Source organism: Streptomyces sp. NPDC050121 (assembly GCF_044460385.1).
GTDB classification, from domain to species: domain Bacteria; phylum Actinomycetota; class Actinomycetes; order Streptomycetales; family Streptomycetaceae; genus Streptomyces; species Streptomyces soliscabiei.
In genome coordinates this window covers 383,615-405,511 of the sequence record NZ_JBITJV010000002.1, presented here as the reverse complement: position 1 = coordinate 405,511, position 21,897 = coordinate 383,615, and the positions used below count along the sequence as shown (strand labels likewise).

Sequence of the window (21,897 nt, the reverse complement as noted above, 5' to 3'; positions counted from 1 at the left end):
GGCGTGGCCATTGCCGTAGCCGTGCAGGAGCGCCCGGACGGGAAACCGGCGCACGTTTGGCCGCCACAGCCAGGGGGACGCGGAAACCCTCGTACGACAACCGTCCGCACCACCGTCCGAACATCGCCGGAGGCGAACCGTGAGCCGACCCCGCATCGTGATCGTCGGAGCAGGCTTCGCCGGATACCGGGCGGCCCGCACCCTGGCCCGGGCGGCCCGGGGACGGGCCGACATCACCCTGCTCAACCCGACCGACCACTTCCTGTATCTGCCCCTGCTGCCCCAGGTGGCGGCGGGCATCCTCGAACCGCGCCGGGTCGCCGTGTCACTGTCCGGCACCCTGCGTGACGTACGGCTCGTGCTGGGCGAGGCCGACCGCATCGACCTCGACGCGCGCACCGTCCACTACCGCGACCCCGAGGGCGACACGGGTGCGCTCGGCTACGACCGGCTCGTGCTCGCCGCGGGCAGCGTCAACAAGCTGCTGCCCATCCCCGGGGTCGCCGAGCACGCGCACGGTTTCCGCGGCCTGCCCGAGGCGCTCTATCTGCGCGATCACCTCACCCGGCAGGTGGAGTTGGCCGCCTCCGGCGACAATGCGGGCGACTGCGTGGCGCGTTGCACGTTCGTCGTGGTCGGGGCGGGCTACACGGGTACCGAAGTCGCCGCACAGGGCCAGCGGTTGACCGACGCGCTGGTGCGCGACCACCCGCTGCGCACGAGCTTGCGGCCGCGCTGGCTGCTGCTCGACGTCGCCGAGCGGGTCCTGCCCGAACTGGACGAACGGCTCTCGCGCACCGCCGACCGGGTGCTGCGCGAACGGGGCGTCGAGGTGCGCATGGGGACCTCCGTGAAGGAGGCCACGGGCGAGGGGGTCCTGCTGACCGACGGCGAGTTCGTCGACACCCGCACGCTGGTGTGGTGCGTGGGCGTTCGGCCGGATCCGCTCGTGGAGTCGCTGGGACTGCCCCTGGAGCGCGGCCGGCTGCTCGTCGAGCCGACCCTGCAGGTGCCGGGCCGGTCCGAGGTGTTCGCCTGCGGTGACGCGGCCGCCGTACCGGATCTGGACAGGCCCGGGGAGTACGCGCCGATGACCGCGCAGCATGCGTGGCGGCAGGGCAAGGTGGCCGGACAGAACGTCGCCGCCTCGTTCGGTGGGGGAGACGGTCTGCGGCCGTACCGGCACAAGGACCTGGGGTTCGTCATCGACCTGGGCGGGGCGCAGGCGGCCGCGAATCCGCTCGGCGTCCAGCTGTCCGGTCCCGTGGCCGGGGCGGTGGCCCGCGGCTACCATCTCGCCGCGATGCCCGGCAACCGCGTCCGGGTGGCCGCCGACTGGCTGCTGGACGCCGTACTTCCGCGCCAGTCCGTCCAGTTGGGCCTCGTACGGTCCTGGTCGGTGCCGCTGGACACGGCGTCGCCCGAGCTGGCACGGGTGCCGGGTGCCCCCAGGCGGGAAACGGTTTCCGGCCCCGGCGCGGCCGCTCCCGAGGACGTGAACGGCGAACCCGACGCCGAGACCGAGCCCGACCACCAGACGATCACGTCCCCGACGCCCGAGGTGGCGAAGGAGGGGTCCGACCCCGAGATCGCCGGTGCGGCCCCGGGCGCGGGGCCTGACGCCGAGCCCGACGACCACCAGACGATCACCTCCCCGACGCCCGAGGTGGCCAAGGACGAGACCGCAGCCGAGGCGGAGGGGAGCCGGCCCGGGCCGGAGCCCGCGAAGAACCAGCCGGGTCCGGAGCCTGCGAAGAACCAGCCGGGGCCCGAGCCTGCGAAGAACCAGCCCGCGCCCGCCAAGGATCATCCGGCGCCCGGGCCTGTCAAGCGCGGTGACGTCCGCGCGGATCGCGTAGAAGGAGACCAGTAGCCCGATGGACACCGCCGAACTCACCGAACTCGGACAGCAGTTGAGGGTGGACAGTGTGCGTGCCTCCGCTGCCGCGGGGTCCGGGCACCCGACGTCCTCGATGTCGGCCGCGGACCTGATGGCCGTACTGCTCGCCCACCACCTCCGCTACGACTTCGACCGCCCCGCCCACCCCGGCAACGACCGCTTCGTCCTCTCCAAGGGCCACGCCTCCCCGTTGCTCTACTCCGCCTACAAGGCCGCCGGGGCCGTCGACGACGAGGAACTCCTCACCTTCCGCAAGCTCGGCAGCCGGCTCGAAGGGCACCCCACCCCGCAGCGGCTGCCCTGGGTCGAGACGGCCACCGGATCGCTCGGGCAGGGGCTCCCGGTGGGCGTCGGCATCTCGCTGGCCGGGAAACGGCTGGACCGGGCCGACTACCGCGTGTGGGTGCTGTGCGGGGACAGCGAGCTCGCCGAGGGCTCGGTGTGGGAGGCCGCCGAGCACGCGGGCCACGAGCACCTCGACAACCTCACGGCGATCGTGGACGTCAACCGGCTCGGCCAGCGCGGCCCCACCCGGCACGGCCACCACCTCGACGCCTACGCCCGCCGCTTCCAGGCCTTCGGCTGGCACACGGTCGAGATCGACGGGCACGACGTGGACGCGATCGACCGCGCGTACGGCGAGGCGATCTCCACCAAGGGCCAGCCCACCGCGATCCTCGCCCGCACGCTCAAGGGCAAGGGCGTCGAGTCCGTCCAGGACCGCGAGGGCTTGCACGGCAAGCCGCTGCCCGACGCCGACGAGGCGATCGAGGAGCTGGGCGGCCTCCGCGACCTGCGGGTCCAGGTGCACGCACCGGCCGAGACGCGCATGCTGCACTCCGTGCCCACCGGACACCTCGACCTGCCCAGGTGGGAGAAGGGCGAGGAGGCGGCGACGCGGGATGCCTACGGGCAGGCCCTCGCCGCCCTCGGCACGGCCCGCGGGGACGTCGTCGCCCTCGACGGCGAGGTGAGCGACTCCACCCGCGCCGAGGCCTTCGCCAAGGAGCATCCCGACCGCTTCTTCGAGTGCTACATCGCCGAACAGCAGCTCGTCGCCGCCGCGGTCGGCCTCGCGACGCGCGGCTGGGTGCCGTACGCGTCCACGTTCGCGGCCTTCCTGACCCGCGCCTACGACTTCGTCCGCATGGCCTCGGTCAGCGGCGCGGGCATCAACCTGGTCGGCTCGCACGCCGGGGTCTCCATCGGGCAGGACGGGCCCTCGCAGATGGGATTGGAAGACCTGGCGATGTTCCGGGCCGTGCACGGCTCGACCGTGCTGTACCCCTGCGACCCCAACCAGACCGCCCGGCTCGTCACCGCCATGGCCGGCCTGGACGGCGTCCGCTATCTGCGCACCTCGCGCGGCGCCGGACCGGTGCTCTACGGGCCCGACGAGGAGTTCCCCGTCGGTGGCAGCAAGGTGCTGCGCTCCTCCGACCGGGACCGCATGACGATCGTCGCGGCCGGCGTCACCGTGCCCGAGGCGCTGCGGGCCGCCGACGCCCTCGCCGGCGAGGGCATCGCCGTCCGGGTCGTCGACCTGTACTCGGTCAAGCCCGTGGACCGGGCCACGCTGCGGCGCGCCGCCGAGGAGACCGGGCTGCTGCTGAGCGTGGAGGACCACCATGAGCAGGGCGGCCTCGGGGACGCCGTCCTCGACGCCTTCCTCGACGGGCGGCCGATGCCCCGGCTGGTGCGCCTCGCCGTGCGGACGATGCCCGGTTCGGCGAGCCCGGCCGAGCAGTTGCACGCCGCCGGCATCGACGCCGAGTCGATCGCCGCGTCCGCGAGGCTGCTGGTGGGACAGGCGATCGCGCCATGAGCAAGGGCCCGAGCGGCGGCAGCGGCGGCGAGGTGCGCACGGTGCGCGCCGGCCGCCGTACCGTCGAGGTGCACCGGCCGGACAAGGTGCTCTTCCCGGCCGGCGAGGACGCAAAGGAGTACACGAAGGGCGACCTCGTCGCGTACTACCGGTCGGTCGCCGCGTTCATGCTGCCGCAGTTGTGTGGCCGCCCGCTGATGCTGGAACGGCATCCGGACGGGGTCGACGGCCCCCGCTTCATGCAGAAGAACACCCCCGCGCACTATCCGGAGTGGATCACGCGGGTCGAGGTGGCCAAGGAGGACGGCACGGTGTGCCACACCGTGTGTGACGACTCCGCCACTCTCGCCTTTCTCGCCGACCAGGCCTGCCTCACCCTGCACCGCTGGCTGTCGCGGGCCGGCCGGGTCGACCGGCCGGACCTGATGGTCTTCGACCTCGACCCGGCCGACGACGCCCCCTTCGCCGCCGTCCGCGAGGCTGCCGGATGGCTGGGCGAGCTGCTCCGCGAGCTGCGGCTGCCCTCCGCCCTGATGACGACCGGCTCGCGCGGACTGCACGTCGTCGTCCCCCTCGACGGCTCACACGGCTCCGACAGCTCCGACAGCTCCGACAGCTCCGACAGCTCCGACCGTTCCGACAGCTCCGACCGTTCCGACAGCTCGGACGGCTCCGGCGGCCCGGAGGGCCTCGGCTTCGAGGAGGTGCGCGGCTTCGCCCGGGACGCCGCCGAGCTCCTCGTCGCCGAACACCCCGACCGGCTGACCACGGCCGCCCGCATCAAGGACCGTGGCAATCGCCTCTACCTGGACGTACAGCGCAACGCCTACGCCCAGACCGCCGTAGCCCCCTTCACGGTGCGGGCCCGGCCCGGAGCGCCGGTCGCCACGCCGATCACCTGGGAGCAGCTCGACGATCCGGAGCTCGGCCCGCGCCGCTGGACCATCGCCGACGCCGTCGAGCAGGCCCGCACCCGGCCCTGGTCCGGGATGCCGGGCCGCGGGCGCGCCCTGGGTCCGGCTCGGCGCCGGCTCGACGCACTGCGCGGCTCGTGAAGGTTTGGCCAAGAGTCTTCGGGCCACCCGGAGGAAGAGGTGGCCATGGTGAACACAAAGAACACGGAAAAGTCGCGAACTTCACATGATTCCCAGGATCCACGGAGCGAAGAAGGCGAGGGCGGCAACGTGACGGACGACCGGCCCGGCCCCATGGAGGTGCTGCGCCAGGCGCGCGCCCAGCTCGCGGAACTGACCGGCATGGCCGCCGAAAGCGTCTCGTCCTTCGAGCAGACGGAGGACGGCTGGTCCCTGGAGATCGAGGTCCTGGAACTCGCCCGCGTGCCCGACACGATGAGCCTGATGGCGAGCTACCAGGTCGAGCTCGATCCCGAGGGTCAGCTCACCGGCTATCGCCGCGTCCGCCGCTACGAGCGAGGGCGGGCCGACGCACACCGGTCGGGCGGCCGCTAGGCCGCCGGCCCGTTGCCCTTCCGAGACGATCATTCAATCCGAGACAAGGAGGCGCGGTCGACATGACCGTTGTCCCGGCACAACAGACCGGCGGCGGAGGGGGCTCCAGCGGCCTTTACGACGTGCTGGAGCTCGTCCTAGACAGGGGTCTCGTCATCGACGCGTTCGTGCGGGTCTCCCTGGTCGGCATCGAGATCCTCAAGATCGACATACGGGTCGTGGTGGCCAGTGTCGACACCTATCTGCGCTTCGCCGAGGCGTGCAACCGGCTCGACCTGGAGGCGGGGCCGCGCAAGAGCCCGGGCCTGCCCGACCTGGTCGGTGAGATCACCGAGTCCGGCGCGCGCGGCAAGTCCAAGGGCGCACTGGCCGGCGCCGCGGAGACCGTGTCCGACGCCTTCAAGCAGGCCCGTGACGAGAGCTCGGGGGAGCGCGAGCGGGAGCCAAGGCAGCGTCCGCGCAAGAGCACCGCTTCGCGCCGGAAGGAGGAAGAGGAGTGAGTACGTACGTCTACGGCATCGTCGCGAGCTCGCACCCGGCCCTTCCCGACGGTCTGGCCGGCGTCGGCGACCCGCCGCTGCCGGTGCGCGTGCTGAAGGAGGGCGAGCTGGCGGCCGTCGTCAGCGACGCCCCCGAGGGGCTGCGACCCAAGCGCAGGGAACTGCTCGCCCACCAGAACGTGCTCGCCGAGACCGGCGCGGCCGGCTGTGTGCTGCCCATGCGGTTCGGCAGCGTGGCGCCCGACGACAGCTCCGTCACCGGGGTCCTCGCCGAGCGCGCCGAGCACTACATCGAGCGGCTGGACGCCCTCGACGGCAAGGTCGAGTACAACGTCAAGGCCTCGCACGTCGAGGAGGCCGTCCTGCACCAGGTGATGGCCGACAGCCCCGAGCTACGGGCGCTCGCCGAGGCCAACCGGCAGTCGGGCGGCGGCAGTTACGAGCAGCGGCTGCAGCTGGGCGAGATGGTGGCCGCCGCGGTCAAGGCCAAGGAGGCCGAGGACGCGGCCGACGTGCAGCACCACCTCACGCCGCTGGCCGCGGCCACCGCCCTGGGCCCCGAGTCCACGGGCTGGCTGGTCAACGTCTCGTTCCTGGTGGACCGGGACGGGGCGGCCGGTTTCCTGGAGGCCGCGGAGGAGCTGCGCAAGAGCCGTCCGCACCTCGAAGTGCGGGTCAACGGGCCGCTGCCGCCGTACAGCTTCGTCGAACCCGGTCCGGCGGATCCGGCCGTACCTGCGGATCCTGCCACGGAGTAGGTGCGTGATGGGACTCATCTCAGAGGTGCTCCTGCTGCCGTTCGCCCCTGTGCGCGGCAGCGGCTGGGTGATCAGACAGGTGCTCCAGGAAGCCGAGCGGATCTACTACGACCCGGCCACGGTCCGGACCGAACTCGCCCGGCTGGAGGAGCGGTTGGAAGCAGGCGAGATCACCGAGGAGGAGTTCTCCCGGCAGGAGGACGAGCTTCTCGACCGGCTGGAGATCGCGACGCGCAGGAGCGCGGGAACGGACGATGGGTGGGCAAGATGAACCGAGTGGGACTGGGCCTCGCGGTCGGGGCCGGATACGTCCTCGGACGTACCAAGAAACTGAAGATGGCCCTCGCCATCGGCTCGATGGTGGCCGGCAAGAAGCTGAACCTGACCCCGCGGGCGCTCGGGGACCTTCTCTCCCAGCAGCTGCGGGACAACCCGCAGTTCAAGGAGATCGGGGACCAGCTGCGCCAGGATCTGCGCGGGGTCGGCAAGGCCGCCTCCGGCGCCATGGTCGAGCGGCAGATGGACGCGCTCGCGGACCGGCTGCACGGCCGCACCTCCCAGGTGCGCGACCAGCTCGCGGGCGTCGTGCCCGGCACGGACGAGGACGGTGACCAGGAGGCGGACGAGGAGTACGAGGAGCCGCAGGACACCTCTGAGGAAGGCGAGGACGAGGAGCCGCAGGACACCTCTGAGGAGGAGGACGAGGAGGAGGAAGAGGAAGAGGAAGAGGAAGAGGAAGAGGAAGAGGAGCCGCCGGGGAAGACGGCGAGGAAGAAGGCGCCGGCGAAGAAGGCGGCCAAGAAGGCCCCCACGAACAAGGCGCCCACCAAGAAGGCCTCGGCCCCGGCCCGCAGGACGGCCACGAAGAAGACCGCGTCGGCCGGGAGGACGGGCGCGAGGACCGCATCGAGGACCGCCTCGGGTACCCCCTCCCGGGCCCGGCGGTCGAAGGGAGGCGGCGACCGATGACCGAGACACTCGGATCCGCCAAGTCCGCCACGTCCGCGGCTTCCGGCGCCGGCAAGGCGGTCGACGGCAACATGCTCTCCGGAGTGGCCCACAGCGAAGCCGCCGACCGGCTCAAGGAAGAGGTGCAGGAGTACCTCGCGGCCCAGGCCACGCGCGCGCTGACCGGCGTCGGTCACAAGCTCGGGGAGACGACGGACAAACTCACCGACATCGCCGAGGGCAACAGCCCGGGCTTCGCCAAACTCGCCCTCGGCGCCGGGAGGAAGATCGCTGAGGGCAAGGGACCGCTTCGTTCAGCGCTGGAGCTCGGCGCCTCCCGGGCCAAGGACAAGGTGACCGGCGCCCTGAAGAGCCTCGGCGGGGGCAAGGGCAAGAAGAGCGCGGGCAAGAAGCCGACCGTGATCATGGAGACGATCGATGTCGGCGTACCGCTGCGCACCGCCTACGACCAGTGGACGCAGTACAAGGACTTCAGCATTTTCGCCAAGGGCGTCAAGAGCGCGAACCGCGCCGACGACACCACCAGCGACTGGCAGGCGAAGATCTTCTGGTCCAACCGTAGCTGGAAGGGCAAGACCACCGAACAGGTGCCGGACGACCGGATCGCCTGGACGTCGGAGGGCGCCAAGGGCACCACCAAGGGCGTCGTCTCCTTCCACGAGCTGGCCGAGAACCTCACCCGTGTCGTGCTGGTCATCGAGTACTACCCCTCGGGCCTGTTCGAGAAGACCGGCAACATCTGGCGCGCCCAGGGCCGCCGCGTCCGCCTCGACCTGAAGAACTTCGCCCGCTTCATCACCATCAAGGGGGAGGCGGAGGACGGCTGGCGCGGTGAGATCCGCGACGGCGAGGTCGTCACCTCCCACGAGGACGCGGTCGCCGAGGAGAGCGAGGAGAACGGCGAGCCCGAGGAGGGTGCCGAGGCGCGGGATGCCGAGGACGGCGGCCGGGAGGACGATGAGGAGTACGAGGCCGAGGCTGAGGCCGAGAGCCCGGACGCCGAGGTCAAGGAAGAAGAGGACGAGGAGGAGCCCGAGGGCGAGTACGAGGAGGAAGATGAGGAGGTCGAGCCCGAGGGCGCCGAGGGCGAGTACGAGGAGTACGACGAGGAGGAGCCCGAGGACGAGGAAGCCTACGCCAAGGGCGGTAGCCGGCGATGAGCATGCCGAGCCGGCTTCCGGAGCCGTACGGCCAGGGCAGCGGGGCCAACCTCGCCGACATCCTGGAACGCGTGCTCGACAAGGGCATCGTCATCGCGGGCGACATCCGGATCAACCTGCTCGACATCGAGCTGCTCACCATCAAGCTCCGCCTCATCGTCGCCTCCGTCGACAAGGCGAAGGAGATGGGCATCGACTGGTGGGAGGACGACCCGGCCCTGTCCTCCGGCGCCCGGCGCAAGGAGCTCGCGCGGGAGAACGCCGAGTTGCGGGAGCGACTGGCGCGACTGGAGGAACTGGAGCCGGGCCTTGCCCGGGAGGAAGCGCCCCGGACCGCCCGTAGGAACGTCCGAGAGGAGTCCCCGTGACCGGACTGCGCTACGTGTACGCCGTCTGCCACCCCCTCGGCGCGCCGCTCCAGGCCGATCTGTCGGGCGTGGCGGGCGATCCGCCCAGACTGCTCACCCACCACGGTCTGATCGCCGTGGTCAGCCATGTGCCGGAGCGGGACTTCGCGGAGGAGCCGCTCCGCCGCCATCTGGAGGACCTGGACTGGCTCACCGAGACCGCCCGTGCCCACCAGCAGGTGATCGACGCCCTCACCGCCGTCACCACGCCGCTGCCGCTCCGGCTCGCCACCGTGTTCCGGGACGACAGTGGCGTCCGCGTGATGATGGAGGAGCGCGAGGACGACTTCCGACGCACCCTGGAGCGGCTCGCGGGACGGGTCGAGTGGGGTGTGAAGGTCTACGTCGAGCCTCAGGCGCGGGAGGCCGAGCCCACGACGGCCAAGCCCGCCTCGGGCCGCGACTACCTGATGCAGCGGCGTACGAGGGCCCGGGAGCACGAGGACACCTGGCAGCGTGCCGAGCGATTCGCCGGACGCCTGCACGCGACCCTGTCCGCGCACGCGGACGACGCCCGCCTCCATCCGCCGCAGAATCCGGCCCTGTCGAAGATCTCGGGACCGAATGTGCTGAACGCGGCCTATCTCGTGCCGCGCGCCGAATCCGAGGAATTCGTGGAAATCGTGGATCGCACCAAGGGCGAGGAATCCGGAATGCGGGTGGAACTCACCGGACCGTGGGCCGCCTATTCCTTTGTGGAGTCCGCGGGGGATGCGGAGTCGGCCGCGGAGTCCGGGGCGGCGTGGCCGGGGGAGGGGACATGACCGTCGTGGAGCGCCGTGAGGTCGCCCTCGTCGACCTGCTCGACCGGCTGCTGGCCGGCGGGGTCGTCGTCACAGGGGACATCACCCTGCGCATCGCGGACGTCGATCTCGTCCGCATCGACCTGAACGCGCTGATCAGCTCGGTGAACGAACAAGTGCCTTCGCCGTGGGGGGAGCTGCTGTGACCGACCGACGCAGGCGTCTCGACCTCGAGCCCGACACCGTCGAGCGCGACCTGGTGAAACTCGTCCTGACCGTGGTGGAACTGCTGCGTCAGCTGATGGAACGGCAGGCGCTGCGCCGCTTCGACACAGGTGATCTGAGCGAGGAGCAGGAGGAGCGCATCGGGCTCACCCTGATGCTGCTCGACGACCGCATGGCCGAGCTGCGCGACCGCTACGGACTGCGGCCCGAGGACCTTAATCTGGACCTCGGGCCGCTCGGACCGCTGCTTCCCCGGGAATGACGCTTCGAAAAGCCCCGGATCAGCTCACCACCTGTACCAGCGTCCCCTGCCTCCCGCCGCTGAGGTCCCGCGGAAGAGGAATCCCAGCAGCCAGACGACGAGAACCGCGATCGCGATCCACCACAGCAATTTCACTGCGAATCCGGCACCGAAAAGAATCAGTACCAGCAGCAGTACCAGCAAGATGGGAACCATAGTGTGAACCTCCTGGATTACGGGTTTCCCGGAATCCAGGATTTAGGCGCTCTTTCGGCACAGAATCTCTCCGTGCAGGACACTGAACCAGGCGTCCTCGTGCTGCCCCCACTCACGCCAGGCCGCCGAGACGGCGCGCAGTTGCTCCTGTGTGGCGTGAGCGCCCTGCGTGGCGCGTTCCGCGTACGCCGAGGCCACGGTGCGGTCGGCCCACAGACCGCTCCACCAGGCCCGCTCCTCGGGGGTGCTGAAGGTCCAGGTGGCGGAGGTGGCCGTGAGGTCGGTGGCCCCGGCGGCCAGCGCCCAGGACTTCAGCCGGCGTCCGGCGTCCGGCTCGCCGCCGTTGGCCCGCGCCACCCTGCGGTACAGGTCCAGCCAGTCGTCCATGCCGGGCGAGGCGGGGTACCAGGTCATCGCCGCGTAGTCCGAGTCGCGGACCGCGACGTACCCGCCCGGCTTCGTCACCCGCAGCATCTCGCGCAGCGCCTGTACGGGGTCGCCCACGTGCTGGAGCACCTGGTGGGCGTGGACGACGCAGAACGTGTCGTCGGGGTACTCCAGGGCGTGCACGTCGGCGACCGCGAAGTCGATGTTCGTCAGACCCCGCTCGTCGGCCGTGGCCCGCGCCTGCTCCAGGATGGCCGGCGCGTGGTCGACGCCGGTGACGTGCCCTTCGGGGACCAGGGCGGCCAGGTCGGCGGTGATGGTGCCCGGTCCGCAGCCGATGTCCAGGATCTTCATGTGCGGCTTCAGCGAACCGAGCAGATAGGCCGCGGAGTTGGCGGCGGTCCGCCAGGTGTGCGACCGCAGCACCGACTCGTGGTGTCCGTGCGTGTAGACGGCGGTCTCCTGTGCTTTCGGCATGGCTCTACCCCTTCTCGACGGACCGGGACCGAACCGCGTCCCCGGTGTCTTCACCGTACGCCGACGGCCGCATGGTGAGACTGATCGTTTCGATATACGGACTGATGGTGTGTCAGCAGGTGTGGGGTGACGGTGTGTCAGCAGGCGTGGGGCGAGGTGAAACGGGCCCTCGGCGCCAAGACGATGGGGCCGATATCCGGACCCATGGGCTCCGGGTACGCTGAAGCGGCCGTCTCCCGGGCGGGGGCGGCTTCGACCGCGGCTTCGCCACCGGAGGGTCACTGCATGCGCCTGCTGCTCGTCCGCCACGGCCAGACCCCCACGAACGTGGACTACCTCCTCGACACCGCCGTGCCCGGCCCCGGCCTCACCGAACTCGGCCGGCGGCAGGCCGCCGCCCTGCCGCAGGCCCTCGCCGGTGAGGACATCGAGGCCCTCTACGTCTCCACCCTCGTGCGCACCCGGCTCACGGCCGCCCCGCTGGCCGCCGCGCGCGGCCTCGACGTCCTCGTCCGCGACGGGCTCCGGGAGATCTCCGCGGGCGACCTGGAGATGCTCCCCGGCGACTCCGAACAGGGCGAGCTCTACATGCGCACGGCGTTCGCCTGGGCGGCCGGGGACGTGGACCTGCGCATGCCCGGCGGGGAGAGCGGCGCCGAGTTCCTCGCCCGGTACGACGCCGTGGTCGCCGAGGCCGCGGCGAGCGGCGCCGGGGCCGTCGCCCTGGTCAGCCACGGCGCCGCGATCCGCACCTGGTCGGCCGCCCGCGCCCACAACGTCGACGTCTCCTTTGCCGCGGCCCACCGCCTCGCCAACACCGGCACGGTCGTCCTGGAGGGCTCCCCGGCCGACGGCTGGAAGGCCCTGTCCTGGGCGGGCGCGACCGTGGTGCCCGCAGTCGAGGCCGGACCGGCGGGCCGGTCGGTGGAGGACGCCGACGGCTGACGGGCGGGGCGGCGACCCGCGCACGGGCCCGCGCCTTGTCCGGCCTGCGCCCATAACGGTTTGCCGCATCCCGCGGGCGCCGCGCAGAATGCCTCACCATGGGACACCTGGAAGCCGCGCACCTCGAGTACTACCTCCCCGACGGGAGGGCGTTGCTCGGCGACGTGTCCTTCCGGGTCGGTGAAGGGGCCGTGGTGGCCCTGGTCGGACCCAACGGCGCCGGCAAGACGACCCTGCTGCGGCTGATCTCGGGGGAGCTGAAACCGCACGGCGGGACCGTCACCGTCACCGGCGGCCTGGGGGTCATGCGCCAGTTCGTGGGCTCCGTACGCGACGAGACGACCGTACGCGACCTGCTGGTCTCCGTCGCCCCGCCCCGCATCCAGGAGGTCGCGGGGGCCGTCGACAAGGCCGAGCACGCGATCATGACCGTCGACGACGAGGCAGCCCAGCTCCAGTACGCGCAGGCCCTGGCCGACTGGGCGGAGGTGCGCGGGTACGAGGCCGAGACGCTGTGGGACATGTGCACCACGGCCGCGCTCGGCGTCCCCTACGACAAGGCCCAGTTCCGCCTGGTGCGCACCCTCTCCGGCGGCGAGCAGAAGCGGCTCGTGCTGGAGGCGCTGCTGCGCGGCACCGACGAGGTGCTGCTGCTCGACGAGCCGGACAACTACCTCGACGTGCCCGGAAAGCGGTGGCTGGAGGAGCGGCTGAAGGAGACCCGTAAAACGGTCCTGTTCGTCTCCCACGACCGCGAACTCCTCTCCCGTGCCGCCGAGAAGATCGTCTCCGTGGAGCCCGGTCCGGCGGGCGCCGACGCCTGGGTGCACGGCGGCGGCTTCGCCACCTACCACGACGCCCGCCGTGAACGCTTCGCCCGTTTCGAGGAGTTGCGCCGCCGCTGGGACGAGAAGCACGCGCAGCTGAAGAAGCTCGTCCTGAACCTCCGTCAGGCCGCCTCCATCAGCCATGAGTTGTCCTCCCGCTACCAGGCCGCCCAGACCCGACTGCGCAAGTTCGAGGAGGCAGGACCGCCGCCCGAGCCGCCGCGCGAGCAGGACATCACAATGCGCCTCAAGGGCGGCCGTACCGGGGTAAGGGCCGTCACCTGCAAGGGACTTGAGCTCACCGGCCTGATGAAACCCTTCGACCTGGAGGTCTTCTACGGCGAGCGGGTCGCCGTCCTCGGCTCCAACGGCTCGGGCAAGTCGCACTTCCTGCGCCTGCTGGCCGGCGACACCGTGGCGCACACGGGGGAGTGGAAGCTCGGCGCGCGCGTGGTGCCCGGGCACTTCGCCCAGACCCACGCCCACCCCGAGCTCCTGGGCCGCACCCTCCTGGACATCCTGTGGAAGGAACACTCCCAGGACCGGGGCGCGGCCATGTCCCGGCTGCGCCGCTACGAACTGACCCAGCAGGCCGAGCAGAACTTCGACCGGCTCTCCGGCGGCCAGCAGGCCCGGTTCCAGATCCTGCTGCTCGAACTGGAGGGCGTCACGGCCCTGCTTCTCGACGAGCCGACCGACAACCTCGACCTGGAGTCCGCTGAAGCCCTCCAGGAGGGCCTGGAGGCCTTCGAGGGCACGGTCCTCGCCGTCACCCACGACCGCTGGTTCGCCCGCTCCTTCGACCGCTACCTGGTCTTCGGCAGCGACGGCCGGGTCCGGGAGACACCGGAGCCGGTGTGGGACGAACGGCGCGTGGAGCGGGCGCGGTAGGACCGCTTCGACGTCGGGCGGCTTGGACGCAGGGCTACTTCCAGCGCAGCAGCGCGCCGAGTCCGCCCACCGGCGCCTCCTCGGGCGCCTCGGGCGGTACGACGAGTACGCTGGCGTCCGTGGCGACCGCCGACCGGATCAGCGCGTCGTCCGCCCGCGCGGCCCAGGAGTGCTGCTCGCCGAGCGTCTTCAGCTCCGTACGGCGCACCGCCAGCTGGTCCGGGTCCTCGCCGATCCACACCTCGCGGTGGGCGTCGGGGCCGTCCAGCCGGATCAGCAGCTCGTCGATACGGTGCTCACGGGCCGCCTCGACCAGCGCCGGCACGCCCTCCACCGCCCCGGCGTGCCCCGCCTCGTCCGGGGTGCGGGCAGCGAGGAAACGTTCCAGTTCGGCCTCGGCGCGGGCGCGCACATGCTCGGCCCGGGCCGCCTCCACGTCTTTGTCCAGCAGCCGGCTGCCGGCGCCGTGCCCCATCTCGGCCACCCGGTCCTGCAGCCGTTGCGGCAGCCGCTCGTGCACGGCCCGCCGCTCCCGGTCGTCGCCGACCAGCACCAGCAGATCGGCGCGGGTCTCCTCCTGGCAGACGCTGAGCGCATCCGCGATCTCCGCCGCGTTGTGCTCCCAGGTGTTCTCGACCTTGAGCTGGAAGTGCCGCTCGGACCAGTCGGCCGTCGACGTGCGGTGGACGGGATACTGCCGGCCGGAGACCGTGTCCACCTTCTCCCGGGCCAACGGGGTGCGCAGCTCGAAGTCCGCCCCCTTGCGGTCGATGTACGCCACCACGCACACCGGGTCCTGGTCGGCCAGCTCCAGCAGTGGCGCGACCCGCGGCAGCGGCGCCCACTGCGCATGGTCGCCCTGTGGGGGCCGGGCGGCCAGCGCCGGATCGAGGACGACCTCACCGGCCCGGGCGAACAGGGCCCGCCCGTGGGGCTCGGAGGAGTGGCCCAGCCCTTCGATCGCCTGCTCGACGGCCCGGCAGGTGGCGTCGTCGGCGCCCTGCCGCGCCAGCTCACGGGCCATCGCGGCGGCCGTGAGGTGACGTTCGTGAGGCGTGTTCTCCGTGTGACGGGAGGTGTCGACGTACACGGAGGCCCAGGGGCCGGAATGTTCGTACAGTGGATGCAGAAACGCGAGATCCATGGCTCCCTCCCGGATGCCGCTCGGGGGTAGTGCCGGCAGTGTTTCCCGGGCGGGTACCCGAACCGTATGGACGAACACGACGAGCGGGGCACCACCATGACCGGAGTCGACCCGGACCGGCTGGACGACCAGCAGCTGATGAAAGAGCTGGAGACGATCCACCGCACGCGCCACGACACCCTGCTGTACGGCTCGAACGGCGCCCTGCGCGCCCACAACGACCGCATGGCCCAGCTGGAGGGCGAGTACCTGCGCCGCAACCCACGCCGCTTCGTCTCCCCGGGCCGCACCCGCGAGGGCGCCAGGGAGCGGGCCGCCGGGGCGGACGGCGGCCGCACGGCCACGCAGGACGCTCCGGCGGGCACTCCGGCCGGCAAGTGGGGCCCGGGAACGGCGGGCGGCCCCGGCGAGGCCTGAGCCCCCCGGAGCCGCCGCGCGGCCGCTCGCGCCGCCTGTGGACCGCCGACCGCGGCCCAGGCACGATCACCGCCGCCCATGGGCGATCAGTAGCCCACCGGCGGTCGGTTCCAGTGCCGGTGGGCCGCGATCGCGGTCACGAACTCCCGCACGAACTCCGGGCTCGCGGTGCCCGGCGAGGTGTCCGTGACCACGCCCTGGTCGGCCACCACCCGGTGGAACTCGGTGGACAGCCGTACCCCCTCCAGGTGCAGCCCCGACAGCACGCCCACGCCGGAGCCGAGGGCTCCGACCGGCTTGCCGTGCCGGTAGGCGTCCCGTACGAAGCGCATGGCGTCCGGGTCGGCGGTGATCGGCGGAGTGCCCGTGGGGCCGCCGGGAAGCAGGACGGCGTCGTACAGGACGGAGGCCACGGTCGGCAGCGCGCGGTCGACCGTATACAGTTCACCGTCGGCGCCCGACACCTCACCGTCCGTCGCCGCCAGCGCCTCCACGATCGCGCCCTCGTCGGCCAGCGCCTCGCGCACCGACGTCACCTGCTCGGGGTCGACCCCGTCGGTCACCAGGACCGCGATCTGCCGGGTGCGGATCGAACCGTCGCCGCGCAGCGACTCCGACTCCAGGCTGAGAGCGGGGGAGGTGAGCTTGTACTGAGGCTCCGGCTCCGTCCCCGACGGGTCCGGGACGCCGATGCCGTGCGCCACCTCACGCGCCAACTCGGCGTCCACCTTGGCCAGTTCCCCGACCGTACGGGTGCGCACCGTCCGCGCGTCGACCTTGCCCAGCTCGAACCGGAACGCCTGCGCGATGTGCTGCCTCTCCCAGTCCGTCATGCTGTGGAGGAAGAGGGCCGGCTGGCTGTAGTGGTCCTGGAAACTCGGGCTGCGCCGGCGGATCTTGGCGCCGCCGACCCGCTCCGTGTAGTGCGTGAACGCCTCTCCGTCGACGCCCGCGTGCGCCGGGCAGCCGCCGCCGAGGGAGTTCGGGAAGTAGTTCGTGCCGCGGTGGACCGTGCTCTGGTGGTAGCCGTCACGCTGGTTGTTGCGGACCGGCGCCAGGGGCCGGTTCACCGGAAGACGGCTGAAGTTGGGGCCGCCCAGCCGGATCAACTGGGTGTCCAGGTAGGAGAAGTTGCGGGCCTGGAGCAGCGGGTCGTTGGTGAAGTCGATGCCCGGCACCACGTTCGCCGTGTGGAAGGCGACCTGCTCGGTCTCGGCGAAGAAATTCTCCGGGTTGCGGTTCAGCACCATCCGGCCGATCGGCCGGAGTGGCACCTGCTCCTCCGGGATGACTTTCGTGGCGTCGAGCAGATCGAAGTCGAACGCGAACTCGTCCTCCTCGGGCACCAGTTGGACACCCAGCTCCCACTCCGGGTACTCGCCCGCCTCGATCGCGTCCCACAGGTCGCGCCGGTTGAAGTCCGGGTCGCGGCCCTGGCACTCCTGGGCCTCGTCCCACACCAGCGAGTGCACGCCCAGCTTCGGCCTCCAGTGGAACTTCACGAACGTGCCGCGCCCGTCGGCGGCCACGAACCGGAAGGTGTGCACGCCGAATCCCTGCATCATGCGGTAGCTGCGCGGGATCGCCCGGTCCGACATCAGCCACATGATGGCGTGCAGGGTCTCCGGCTGGAGCGAGACGAAGTCCCACAGGCTGTCGTGGGCGGAGGCGCCGGTGGGGATGTCGTTGTGCGGTTCCGGCTTCACCGCGTGCACGAAGTCGGGAAACTTGATGCCGTCCTGGATGAAGAAGACCGGGAAGTTGTTCCCCACCAGGTCGTAATTGCCTTCCGACGTATAGAACTTGGTCGCGAAGCCGCGCACGTCCCGCACGGTGTCCGCGGAGCCCCTCGGCCCCTGCACGGTGGAGAACCGCACGAAGACGGGCGTGCGGACCGCCGGGTCCTGGAGGAAGGCGGCGCGGGTGAACTCCGCGCAGGACTCGTACGGTTCGAAGTAGCCGTACGCGCCCGCGCCCCGGGCGTGCACCACCCTCTCCGGGATCCGCTCGTGGTCGAAGCGAGTGATCTTCTCCCGGAAGTGGAAGTCCTCCATCAGGGTCGGACCACGCTCACCCGCGGCGAGCGAGTCGTCGGTGTGGTCGACCGCCACGCCCTGGTCGGTGGTGAGGGGCCCGCCGGCCGGGTCCTCGGCCCGGAACGCCTTCCGCTGCTCCTGCTTGCGGTCGTCGTCGTCCGGGAACGGGGTGGCGTCCATCAGCTCGCCTCCTTGGCGAACACGTCCAGATACGCCTCGCAGAACGCCTTCAGATCATCCGGCTTGCGGCTGGTGACGAGCTTGTTCGGGCCGTGGTCGCAGATGTTCACCTGCTCGTCGACCCAAGAGCCGCCGGCGTTGCGGATGTCCGTTCGCAGGCTCGGCCACGAGGTCAGCACCCGGCCCCGTACGACGTCCGCCTCGACGAGGGTCCACGGGGCGTGGCAGATCGCGGCGACCGGGCGGCCCTGCTCGAAGAACTCCTTGACGAACGCCACGGCCCGGTCGTCGGTGCGCAGGAAATCGGGGTTCGCGACGCCGCCCGGCAGGACCAGCCCGCCGAACGACTCCGCGGGCACCTCGCCGACCACCTCGTCCACCATGAACGTGTCGGCCTTGTCGAGATGATGGAACGCCTGGATCTCGCCGGATTCGGTCGACACCAGGACGGGTTCGTGGCCCGCGTCCACCGCCGCCTGCCAGGGCTCGGTGAGCTCAACCTGCTCGACGCCTTCGGGCGCCGTCAGAAACGCGATGCGCATGAGGGTTCAACGTCCTTTCTGTGTCTTTCGCGGTCGTCACACGGCCTGCCGGTGGGCCGAGTCGGCCCCGGCACGCTGTTGCCGTTGTTTCTTCGCCGCGCCCGCGTTTTTCTCCGTCCGGGCCGCGTGTTTCCTGGCCTGGGCCGCGCGCACGCAGCGCAGCAGCTCCTCGCCGTACGGCAGGGCTACGCAGGTGCCGACCGCCGCGGCGATGCCCGCGAGATAGCCGGGCGAGAGCGGGCGCCTGCGCGGCACCAGCCGCCACGCGTGCGCATCGCCCCTGCCGCCCCGCAGCAGGCACTTCACCTGGTCGGCGTGCAGGCACACCAGGGCGGACAGCGCTCCGAACGGCAGCGCCTCCAGAAAGCTGTGGATGTGCTGCTCGACGGGCTTGACCTCGCGTGCGCTGTGCACGGCGGTCCGCACGTCCCACAGCGCGGTCGCCTCGTGCGCGGCGGCGCCCGCCAGCTGCACGGACAGCAGCAGCGGGTTGACCTCGTAACGCAGCGTGAACGCGATGGGGACGCCGACCTCGGCCATCATGAGCGAGTGGATGAGTGATTCCCTGGTGCCCGCCGTGTCCTCGATCCGGGTGCGCCGGTGCATCGCCCAGTCGGCGAGACCGGGCACGAACCAGCTCGGCAGCAGGCCGTACAGCAGATAGCGGGTGGTCGCCTCGCCGACGTCCACGGCGGAGCCCGTGGCGGCGACTCCGGCGGGCCGGTCCGGACCACCCATCAGCCGCCGCCCCCGACCAGTGCTTCTGCCAGCTCCTGAACATTGACGTAGCGGTCCCGGTGCGGCAGCCGCCGCACCGCCTCCACTAGCGCGTCGGGCGCGTTCTTGCGGCGCAGACCCACGGCCAGCGCGCCCGGCCCCGCCGGGAAGGAGCTGCGGCCCAGGATCCGGGCGAGCTCCAGCCGTACCGTCGCCAGCGACGCCCGGGAGTTCCCCGGCACCACCGGTCCGCCCCAGACCTCGGGGTCGTCCTCGGCGGACGGCTCCGGGTCGTGCCACTCCTCGGTCCGTGTGGGATGTCCGGACCTCAGCAGGCCCTGCAGTTCGTGCTTCATCTCGTCGTCCCGGTGCACGCTCAGCCGGTCACTGCCTCGCTGCATGTCTGTCGCTCCCTCCAGATCTTCGCCGGTGGACCCCGCGTACCCGAGGACGGGGAGCCGACACGGGCTCGGGGCGCAGGAGAGGTGAGAGTTGCCGTGCTCCGGCCGACTACCTGGTCTCCCGCCCCGGCAGAAAGTCCTGCGCCTTCGCCTTGAAGCCCTGCCGGATCATGGAGCCGCGGTCGGCGTCTCCCCTGAGGATCGACGCGGCCGTGGCCTCCAGCTGCTCGAAGGGCAGCGGGGAGGCTCGAAGGGCAGCGGGGAGGCTCGAAGGGCAGCGGGGAGTCGTAGGGCAGCGGGGAGTCGTAGGGCAGGGGTGAGCGGGGCCGTGACCCGCGACGACCGACCCGCGACGACCGATCCGCTACGAGTGACCCCGGCGGGCGTCGGGAAACCTGGGCGGGTGTTTGGGGGCGAGGGGCGGGGGCAGGCGCAGCCACAGTGCTTCGGACCGGAGGCACGTCCGTGGGAGGCCGCGACTTCGCAGGCCCCGGCAGGCCCGGTCGGGCTGTTGCCGCGCTTCCACGGTTACCGGCCAACTCAGAGCACTCGCAAGGGAGTTGCTACGTCCCATGCCGAACCGAGCGAACGCGAAGCACCACCCGCACGACGACGCCCCCGACACTGCCGACGCCTTCCGCAGGCTCGCCGCCCTGCCCCCGGGACCCCGGCGCGACGCACTCCGCGGGGAGATCGTCGAGGCCTGGCTGCCCATGGCCGACCGCCTGGCCGGACGCTTCCGCAGCCGCGGTGAGAGCTTCGAGGACCTGCGCCAGGTCGCCGCCCTCGGCCTGGTCAAGGCCGTCGACCGGTACGACCCCGAGCGTGGGAACGCTTTCGAGAGTTACGCCGTGCCCACCGTCACCGGCGAGATCAAGCGGCACTTCCGTGACCACATGTGGACCCTGCACGTGCCGCGCCGGGTGCAGGACCTGCGCAACCGTGTGCGCTTCGCCGGCCAGGATCTGTCCCAGACGATTTCCGGGCGCCGTCCCACCGTCACCGAGCTCGCCGAGCACGCGCAGCTGAGCGAGGAGGACGTCCGGACCGGGCTGGAGGCGCTGGAGAGCTTCAGCACGCTGTCGCTGGACGCGGAGCTGCCCGGCAGCGAGCACGGCTACTCGCTGAGCGACGCGCTCGGCGCGGCGGACCCGGCGCTGGACACGGTCGTCGACCGGGAGTCGGTCCGGCTGCGGCTCGCCGCGCTGCCCGAGCGGGAGCGGGCGATCTTGTACATGAGGTTCTTCGGCGACATGACGCAGAGCCGGATCGCCGAGCAGTTGGGGATCTCGCAGATGCATGTGTCCCGGCTGATCAACCGGTGTTGTCACCGGTTGCGCGAACAGGTCCTGCACGACGCCGCGTGACGGGAGCCCCTGGAGTGCCCGGGCCGGTGAGGTCACCCGGTTGGGGGCTCGCGTCCCGCCAATGGCGTCCGGCCGCGCGCGCCCCGGGTGCCCTCGGGCTGTGATGGCTGTGGGGCGGCAACGCCCCACCCCGCAGCCGTCGGCCGAAGGAGCCGTTCCATGGGTCGCACCGCCCACTTCCTCTCCGCCCTCGCGGTGGTCGGCACCGCCCTGGTCGCCGTCGCTCCGGCCGCGGCCGCGGCTGCGGACCCGGCGGTGGAGGTCAGCCCGGGCAATGTCGCCCCGGGCGGCAGCGTCACCGTGTCCGTCACCTGCGGCCCCCTCACCGCCGCCGCGCCCGAGAGCCTCGACGCCACCTCGAAGGCCTTCGCCGACGGCACCGTCAGGCTGAGCAAGGTCCCCGGCGACGACGACGCTCCGGCCGGGCCCGCCTACCGGGGCACCGCCCGGATCGCCCCCGCCGCCGATCTCGAGGTGAGTCCGGGGGCGGCCGGACCGGACGCCCCCTGGACCGTCGACGGCACCTGCCCGGCCGCGCCCGGCGCACCGGGCAAGCCGTGGCGCGCGACCCTGGACGTCGCGCGCGGCGAGACGCACGAGACCCAGCCACAGACACAGCCGTGCACCACGGAGCCCGGGGCGTCCTGCGCCACGAGCCGGCCGTGTGCACAGCCGCAGGGCGTCTCCCCGACCCGCACCGACGCCTGCCGCACCACCCCGCCGTGCGCCCGGCCCGAGCCGGAGCCCCAGCCGCGCGCCACCGGGTCCCACGAGAACGGCTGCCCGCCCGCGACCGTCGAACACGGCGTCCAGGCCGGCGGGGGAGGCGCCTTCACCGACTCCGTCCCCGCGCTCGCCGCCGGTGGCCTGCTGATCGTCGGCGCGCTCGGCGCCGCCGTGCACCGGCTGCGCGGCCGGCACCCCGCGGGGGACGCCTGACCCCGCCGCAGAGCCGGCCCGCCCGCGCTGTGACCGGCGCAACGCGCGGGGGCAGCCATGGGCACCGGGCCCAGTGGGTACTCAGAGCACTGGGGCACGAGCTGCCTCGTACGAGCGCCCGGCCCCGCACGACCGCCGAGCCCCGTACGAGACGTCCCGCACCCCACGCACCTCCCGGCCCACGACGTCCGGCGGCCGGGAACGGCACAGGGCA

24 protein-coding genes and 1 pseudogene are annotated in these 21,897 nt (G+C 71.9%); 18 read left to right on the top strand and 7 right to left on the bottom strand.

The window, feature by feature from the left end; all coding sequences use genetic code 11:
• Window positions 1-139: 139 nt before the first annotated feature.
• The 13 genes from ACIBTS_RS04255 (at window position 140) to ACIBTS_RS04195 (ending at window position 10,218) form a co-directional block, all read left to right on the top strand.
• The gene (locus tag ACIBTS_RS04255; protein WP_399316460.1) at window positions 140-1,873 is read left to right on the top strand and encodes an FAD-dependent oxidoreductase; all 1,734 of its coding nucleotides are present in this window, start codon (window positions 140-142) and stop codon (window positions 1,871-1,873) included.
• Window positions 1,874-1,877: 4 nt separating this feature from the next.
• Window positions 1,878-3,725, top strand: coding sequence for a transketolase (locus ACIBTS_RS04250; RefSeq protein WP_399316459.1), 1,848 nt, complete (start codon window positions 1,878-1,880; stop codon window positions 3,723-3,725).
• Window positions 3,722-4,780 carry a DNA polymerase domain-containing protein gene (locus tag ACIBTS_RS04245; RefSeq protein WP_399316457.1) on the top strand — a complete coding sequence of 353 codons (1,059 nt, stop codon included), beginning with the start codon at window positions 3,722-3,724 and terminating at the stop codon, window positions 4,778-4,780. The genes ACIBTS_RS04250 and ACIBTS_RS04245 overlap by 4 nt, the downstream gene beginning before the upstream one ends.
• Before the next feature lie 45 nt (window positions 4,781-4,825).
• On the top strand, window positions 4,826-5,194 hold the full coding sequence (locus ACIBTS_RS04240) for a gas vesicle protein (RefSeq protein ID WP_399316455.1): 369 nt from the start codon (window positions 4,826-4,828) through the stop codon (window positions 5,192-5,194).
• Window positions 5,195-5,256: 62 nt separating this feature from the next.
• A complete protein-coding gene (locus tag ACIBTS_RS04235) occupies window positions 5,257-5,694 on the top strand; it encodes a gas vesicle structural protein GvpA (RefSeq protein WP_399316454.1) in 438 nt (145 codons plus the stop codon).
• Window positions 5,691-6,452 (top strand): GvpL/GvpF family gas vesicle protein, encoded by a 762-nt coding sequence (locus tag ACIBTS_RS04230; protein WP_399316453.1) that lies wholly within the window; start codon window positions 5,691-5,693, stop codon window positions 6,450-6,452. Before ACIBTS_RS04235 ends, ACIBTS_RS04230 begins: the two co-directional genes overlap by 4 nt.
• A 7-nt stretch (window positions 6,453-6,459) precedes the next feature.
• Window positions 6,460-6,723: a gas vesicle protein GvpG gene (locus tag ACIBTS_RS04225; protein WP_399316450.1), complete on the top strand. Its 264-nt coding sequence runs from the start codon at window positions 6,460-6,462 to the stop codon at window positions 6,721-6,723.
• Complete coding sequence (locus ACIBTS_RS04220; RefSeq protein ID WP_399316449.1) at window positions 6,720-7,421, top strand: DNA primase; 702 nt, start codon at window positions 6,720-6,722, stop codon at window positions 7,419-7,421. Before ACIBTS_RS04225 ends, ACIBTS_RS04220 begins: the two co-directional genes overlap by 4 nt.
• The gene (locus ACIBTS_RS04215) at window positions 7,418-8,581 is read left to right on the top strand and encodes an SRPBCC family protein (RefSeq protein WP_399316447.1); all 1,164 of its coding nucleotides are present in this window, start codon (window positions 7,418-7,420) and stop codon (window positions 8,579-8,581) included. Before ACIBTS_RS04220 ends, ACIBTS_RS04215 begins: the two co-directional genes overlap by 4 nt.
• Window positions 8,578-8,949, top strand: coding sequence for a gas vesicle protein (locus ACIBTS_RS04210; protein WP_327319042.1), 372 nt, complete (start codon window positions 8,578-8,580; stop codon window positions 8,947-8,949). The genes ACIBTS_RS04215 and ACIBTS_RS04210 overlap by 4 nt, the downstream gene beginning before the upstream one ends.
• The gene (locus ACIBTS_RS04205; RefSeq protein WP_399316445.1) at window positions 8,946-9,752 is read left to right on the top strand and encodes a GvpL/GvpF family gas vesicle protein; all 807 of its coding nucleotides are present in this window, start codon (window positions 8,946-8,948) and stop codon (window positions 9,750-9,752) included. Before ACIBTS_RS04210 ends, ACIBTS_RS04205 begins: the two co-directional genes overlap by 4 nt.
• Entirely contained in the window at window positions 9,749-9,937 is a 189-nt protein-coding gene (locus ACIBTS_RS04200) for a gas vesicle protein (RefSeq protein WP_079658578.1), read from the top strand. Before ACIBTS_RS04205 ends, ACIBTS_RS04200 begins: the two co-directional genes overlap by 4 nt.
• Window positions 9,934-10,218, top strand: coding sequence for a gas vesicle protein K (locus tag ACIBTS_RS04195; protein ID WP_079658577.1), 285 nt, complete (start codon window positions 9,934-9,936; stop codon window positions 10,216-10,218). The genes ACIBTS_RS04200 and ACIBTS_RS04195 overlap by 4 nt, the downstream gene beginning before the upstream one ends.
• Window positions 10,219-10,242: 24 nt before the next feature.
• Here ACIBTS_RS04195 and ACIBTS_RS04190 read toward each other — a convergent pair whose 3' ends face one another.
• Window positions 10,243-10,413 (bottom strand): hydrophobic protein, encoded by a 171-nt coding sequence (locus ACIBTS_RS04190; protein ID WP_079658576.1) that lies wholly within the window; start codon window positions 10,411-10,413, stop codon window positions 10,243-10,245.
• 42 nt (window positions 10,414-10,455) lie between these two features.
• Window positions 10,456-11,277: a class I SAM-dependent methyltransferase gene (locus ACIBTS_RS04185; RefSeq protein WP_399316443.1), complete on the bottom strand. Its 822-nt coding sequence runs from the start codon at window positions 11,275-11,277 to the stop codon at window positions 10,456-10,458.
• Window positions 11,278-11,562: 285 nt separating this feature from the next.
• On the opposite strand from ACIBTS_RS04185, the gene ACIBTS_RS04180 reads away from it, so the two are divergent.
• Window positions 11,563-12,222 carry a histidine phosphatase family protein gene (locus ACIBTS_RS04180; RefSeq protein WP_399316441.1) on the top strand — a complete coding sequence of 220 codons (660 nt, stop codon included), beginning with the start codon at window positions 11,563-11,565 and terminating at the stop codon, window positions 12,220-12,222.
• Window positions 12,223-12,320: 98 nt separating this feature from the next.
• Complete coding sequence (locus tag ACIBTS_RS04175; protein WP_399316439.1) at window positions 12,321-13,940, top strand: ABC-F family ATP-binding cassette domain-containing protein; 1,620 nt, start codon at window positions 12,321-12,323, stop codon at window positions 13,938-13,940.
• Between the two features lie 34 nt (window positions 13,941-13,974).
• On the opposite strand, the gene ACIBTS_RS04170 is transcribed toward ACIBTS_RS04175, so the two are convergent.
• Window positions 13,975-15,084 (bottom strand): Vms1/Ankzf1 family peptidyl-tRNA hydrolase, encoded by a 1,110-nt coding sequence (locus ACIBTS_RS04170; RefSeq protein ID WP_399316437.1) that lies wholly within the window; start codon window positions 15,082-15,084, stop codon window positions 13,975-13,977.
• Window positions 15,085-15,150: 66 nt separating this feature from the next.
• On the opposite strand from ACIBTS_RS04170, the pseudogene ACIBTS_RS04165 reads away from it, so the two are divergent.
• Window positions 15,151-15,405: pseudogene (locus ACIBTS_RS04165) on the top strand (DUF6158 family protein); the annotation flags it as partial.
• Between the two features lie 182 nt (window positions 15,406-15,587).
• Here ACIBTS_RS04165 and ACIBTS_RS04160 read toward each other — a convergent pair.
• The 4 genes from ACIBTS_RS04160 to ACIBTS_RS04145 are packed head-to-tail and all read right to left on the bottom strand — an operon-like array spanning window position 15,588 to window position 19,377.
• Window positions 15,588-17,717: a catalase gene (locus ACIBTS_RS04160; RefSeq protein ID WP_399316435.1), complete on the bottom strand. Its 2,130-nt coding sequence runs from the start codon at window positions 17,715-17,717 to the stop codon at window positions 15,588-15,590.
• Window positions 17,717-18,259 carry a type 1 glutamine amidotransferase domain-containing protein gene (locus ACIBTS_RS04155; RefSeq protein WP_079658570.1) on the bottom strand — a complete coding sequence of 181 codons (543 nt, stop codon included), beginning with the start codon at window positions 18,257-18,259 and terminating at the stop codon, window positions 17,717-17,719. Before ACIBTS_RS04155 ends, ACIBTS_RS04160 begins: the two co-directional genes overlap by 1 nt.
• Before the next feature lie 36 nt (window positions 18,260-18,295).
• On the bottom strand, window positions 18,296-18,997 hold the full coding sequence (locus ACIBTS_RS04150) for a diguanylate cyclase (RefSeq protein ID WP_399316433.1): 702 nt from the start codon (window positions 18,995-18,997) through the stop codon (window positions 18,296-18,298).
• Entirely contained in the window at window positions 18,997-19,377 is a 381-nt protein-coding gene (locus ACIBTS_RS04145; RefSeq protein WP_399316431.1) for a DUF2795 domain-containing protein, read from the bottom strand. The genes ACIBTS_RS04150 and ACIBTS_RS04145 overlap by 1 nt, the downstream gene beginning before the upstream one ends.
• 572 nt (window positions 19,378-19,949) lie before the next feature.
• On the opposite strand from ACIBTS_RS04145, the gene ACIBTS_RS04140 reads away from it, so the two are divergent.
• Both ACIBTS_RS04140 and ACIBTS_RS04135 read left to right on the top strand, forming a co-directional pair.
• Window positions 19,950-20,744: an RNA polymerase sigma factor SigF gene (locus ACIBTS_RS04140; protein ID WP_399316430.1), complete on the top strand. Its 795-nt coding sequence runs from the start codon at window positions 19,950-19,952 to the stop codon at window positions 20,742-20,744.
• 159 nt (window positions 20,745-20,903) lie between these two features.
• A complete protein-coding gene (locus ACIBTS_RS04135; protein WP_399316429.1) occupies window positions 20,904-21,683 on the top strand; it encodes a hypothetical protein in 780 nt (259 codons plus the stop codon).
• Window positions 21,684-21,897: the final 214 nt, after the last annotated feature.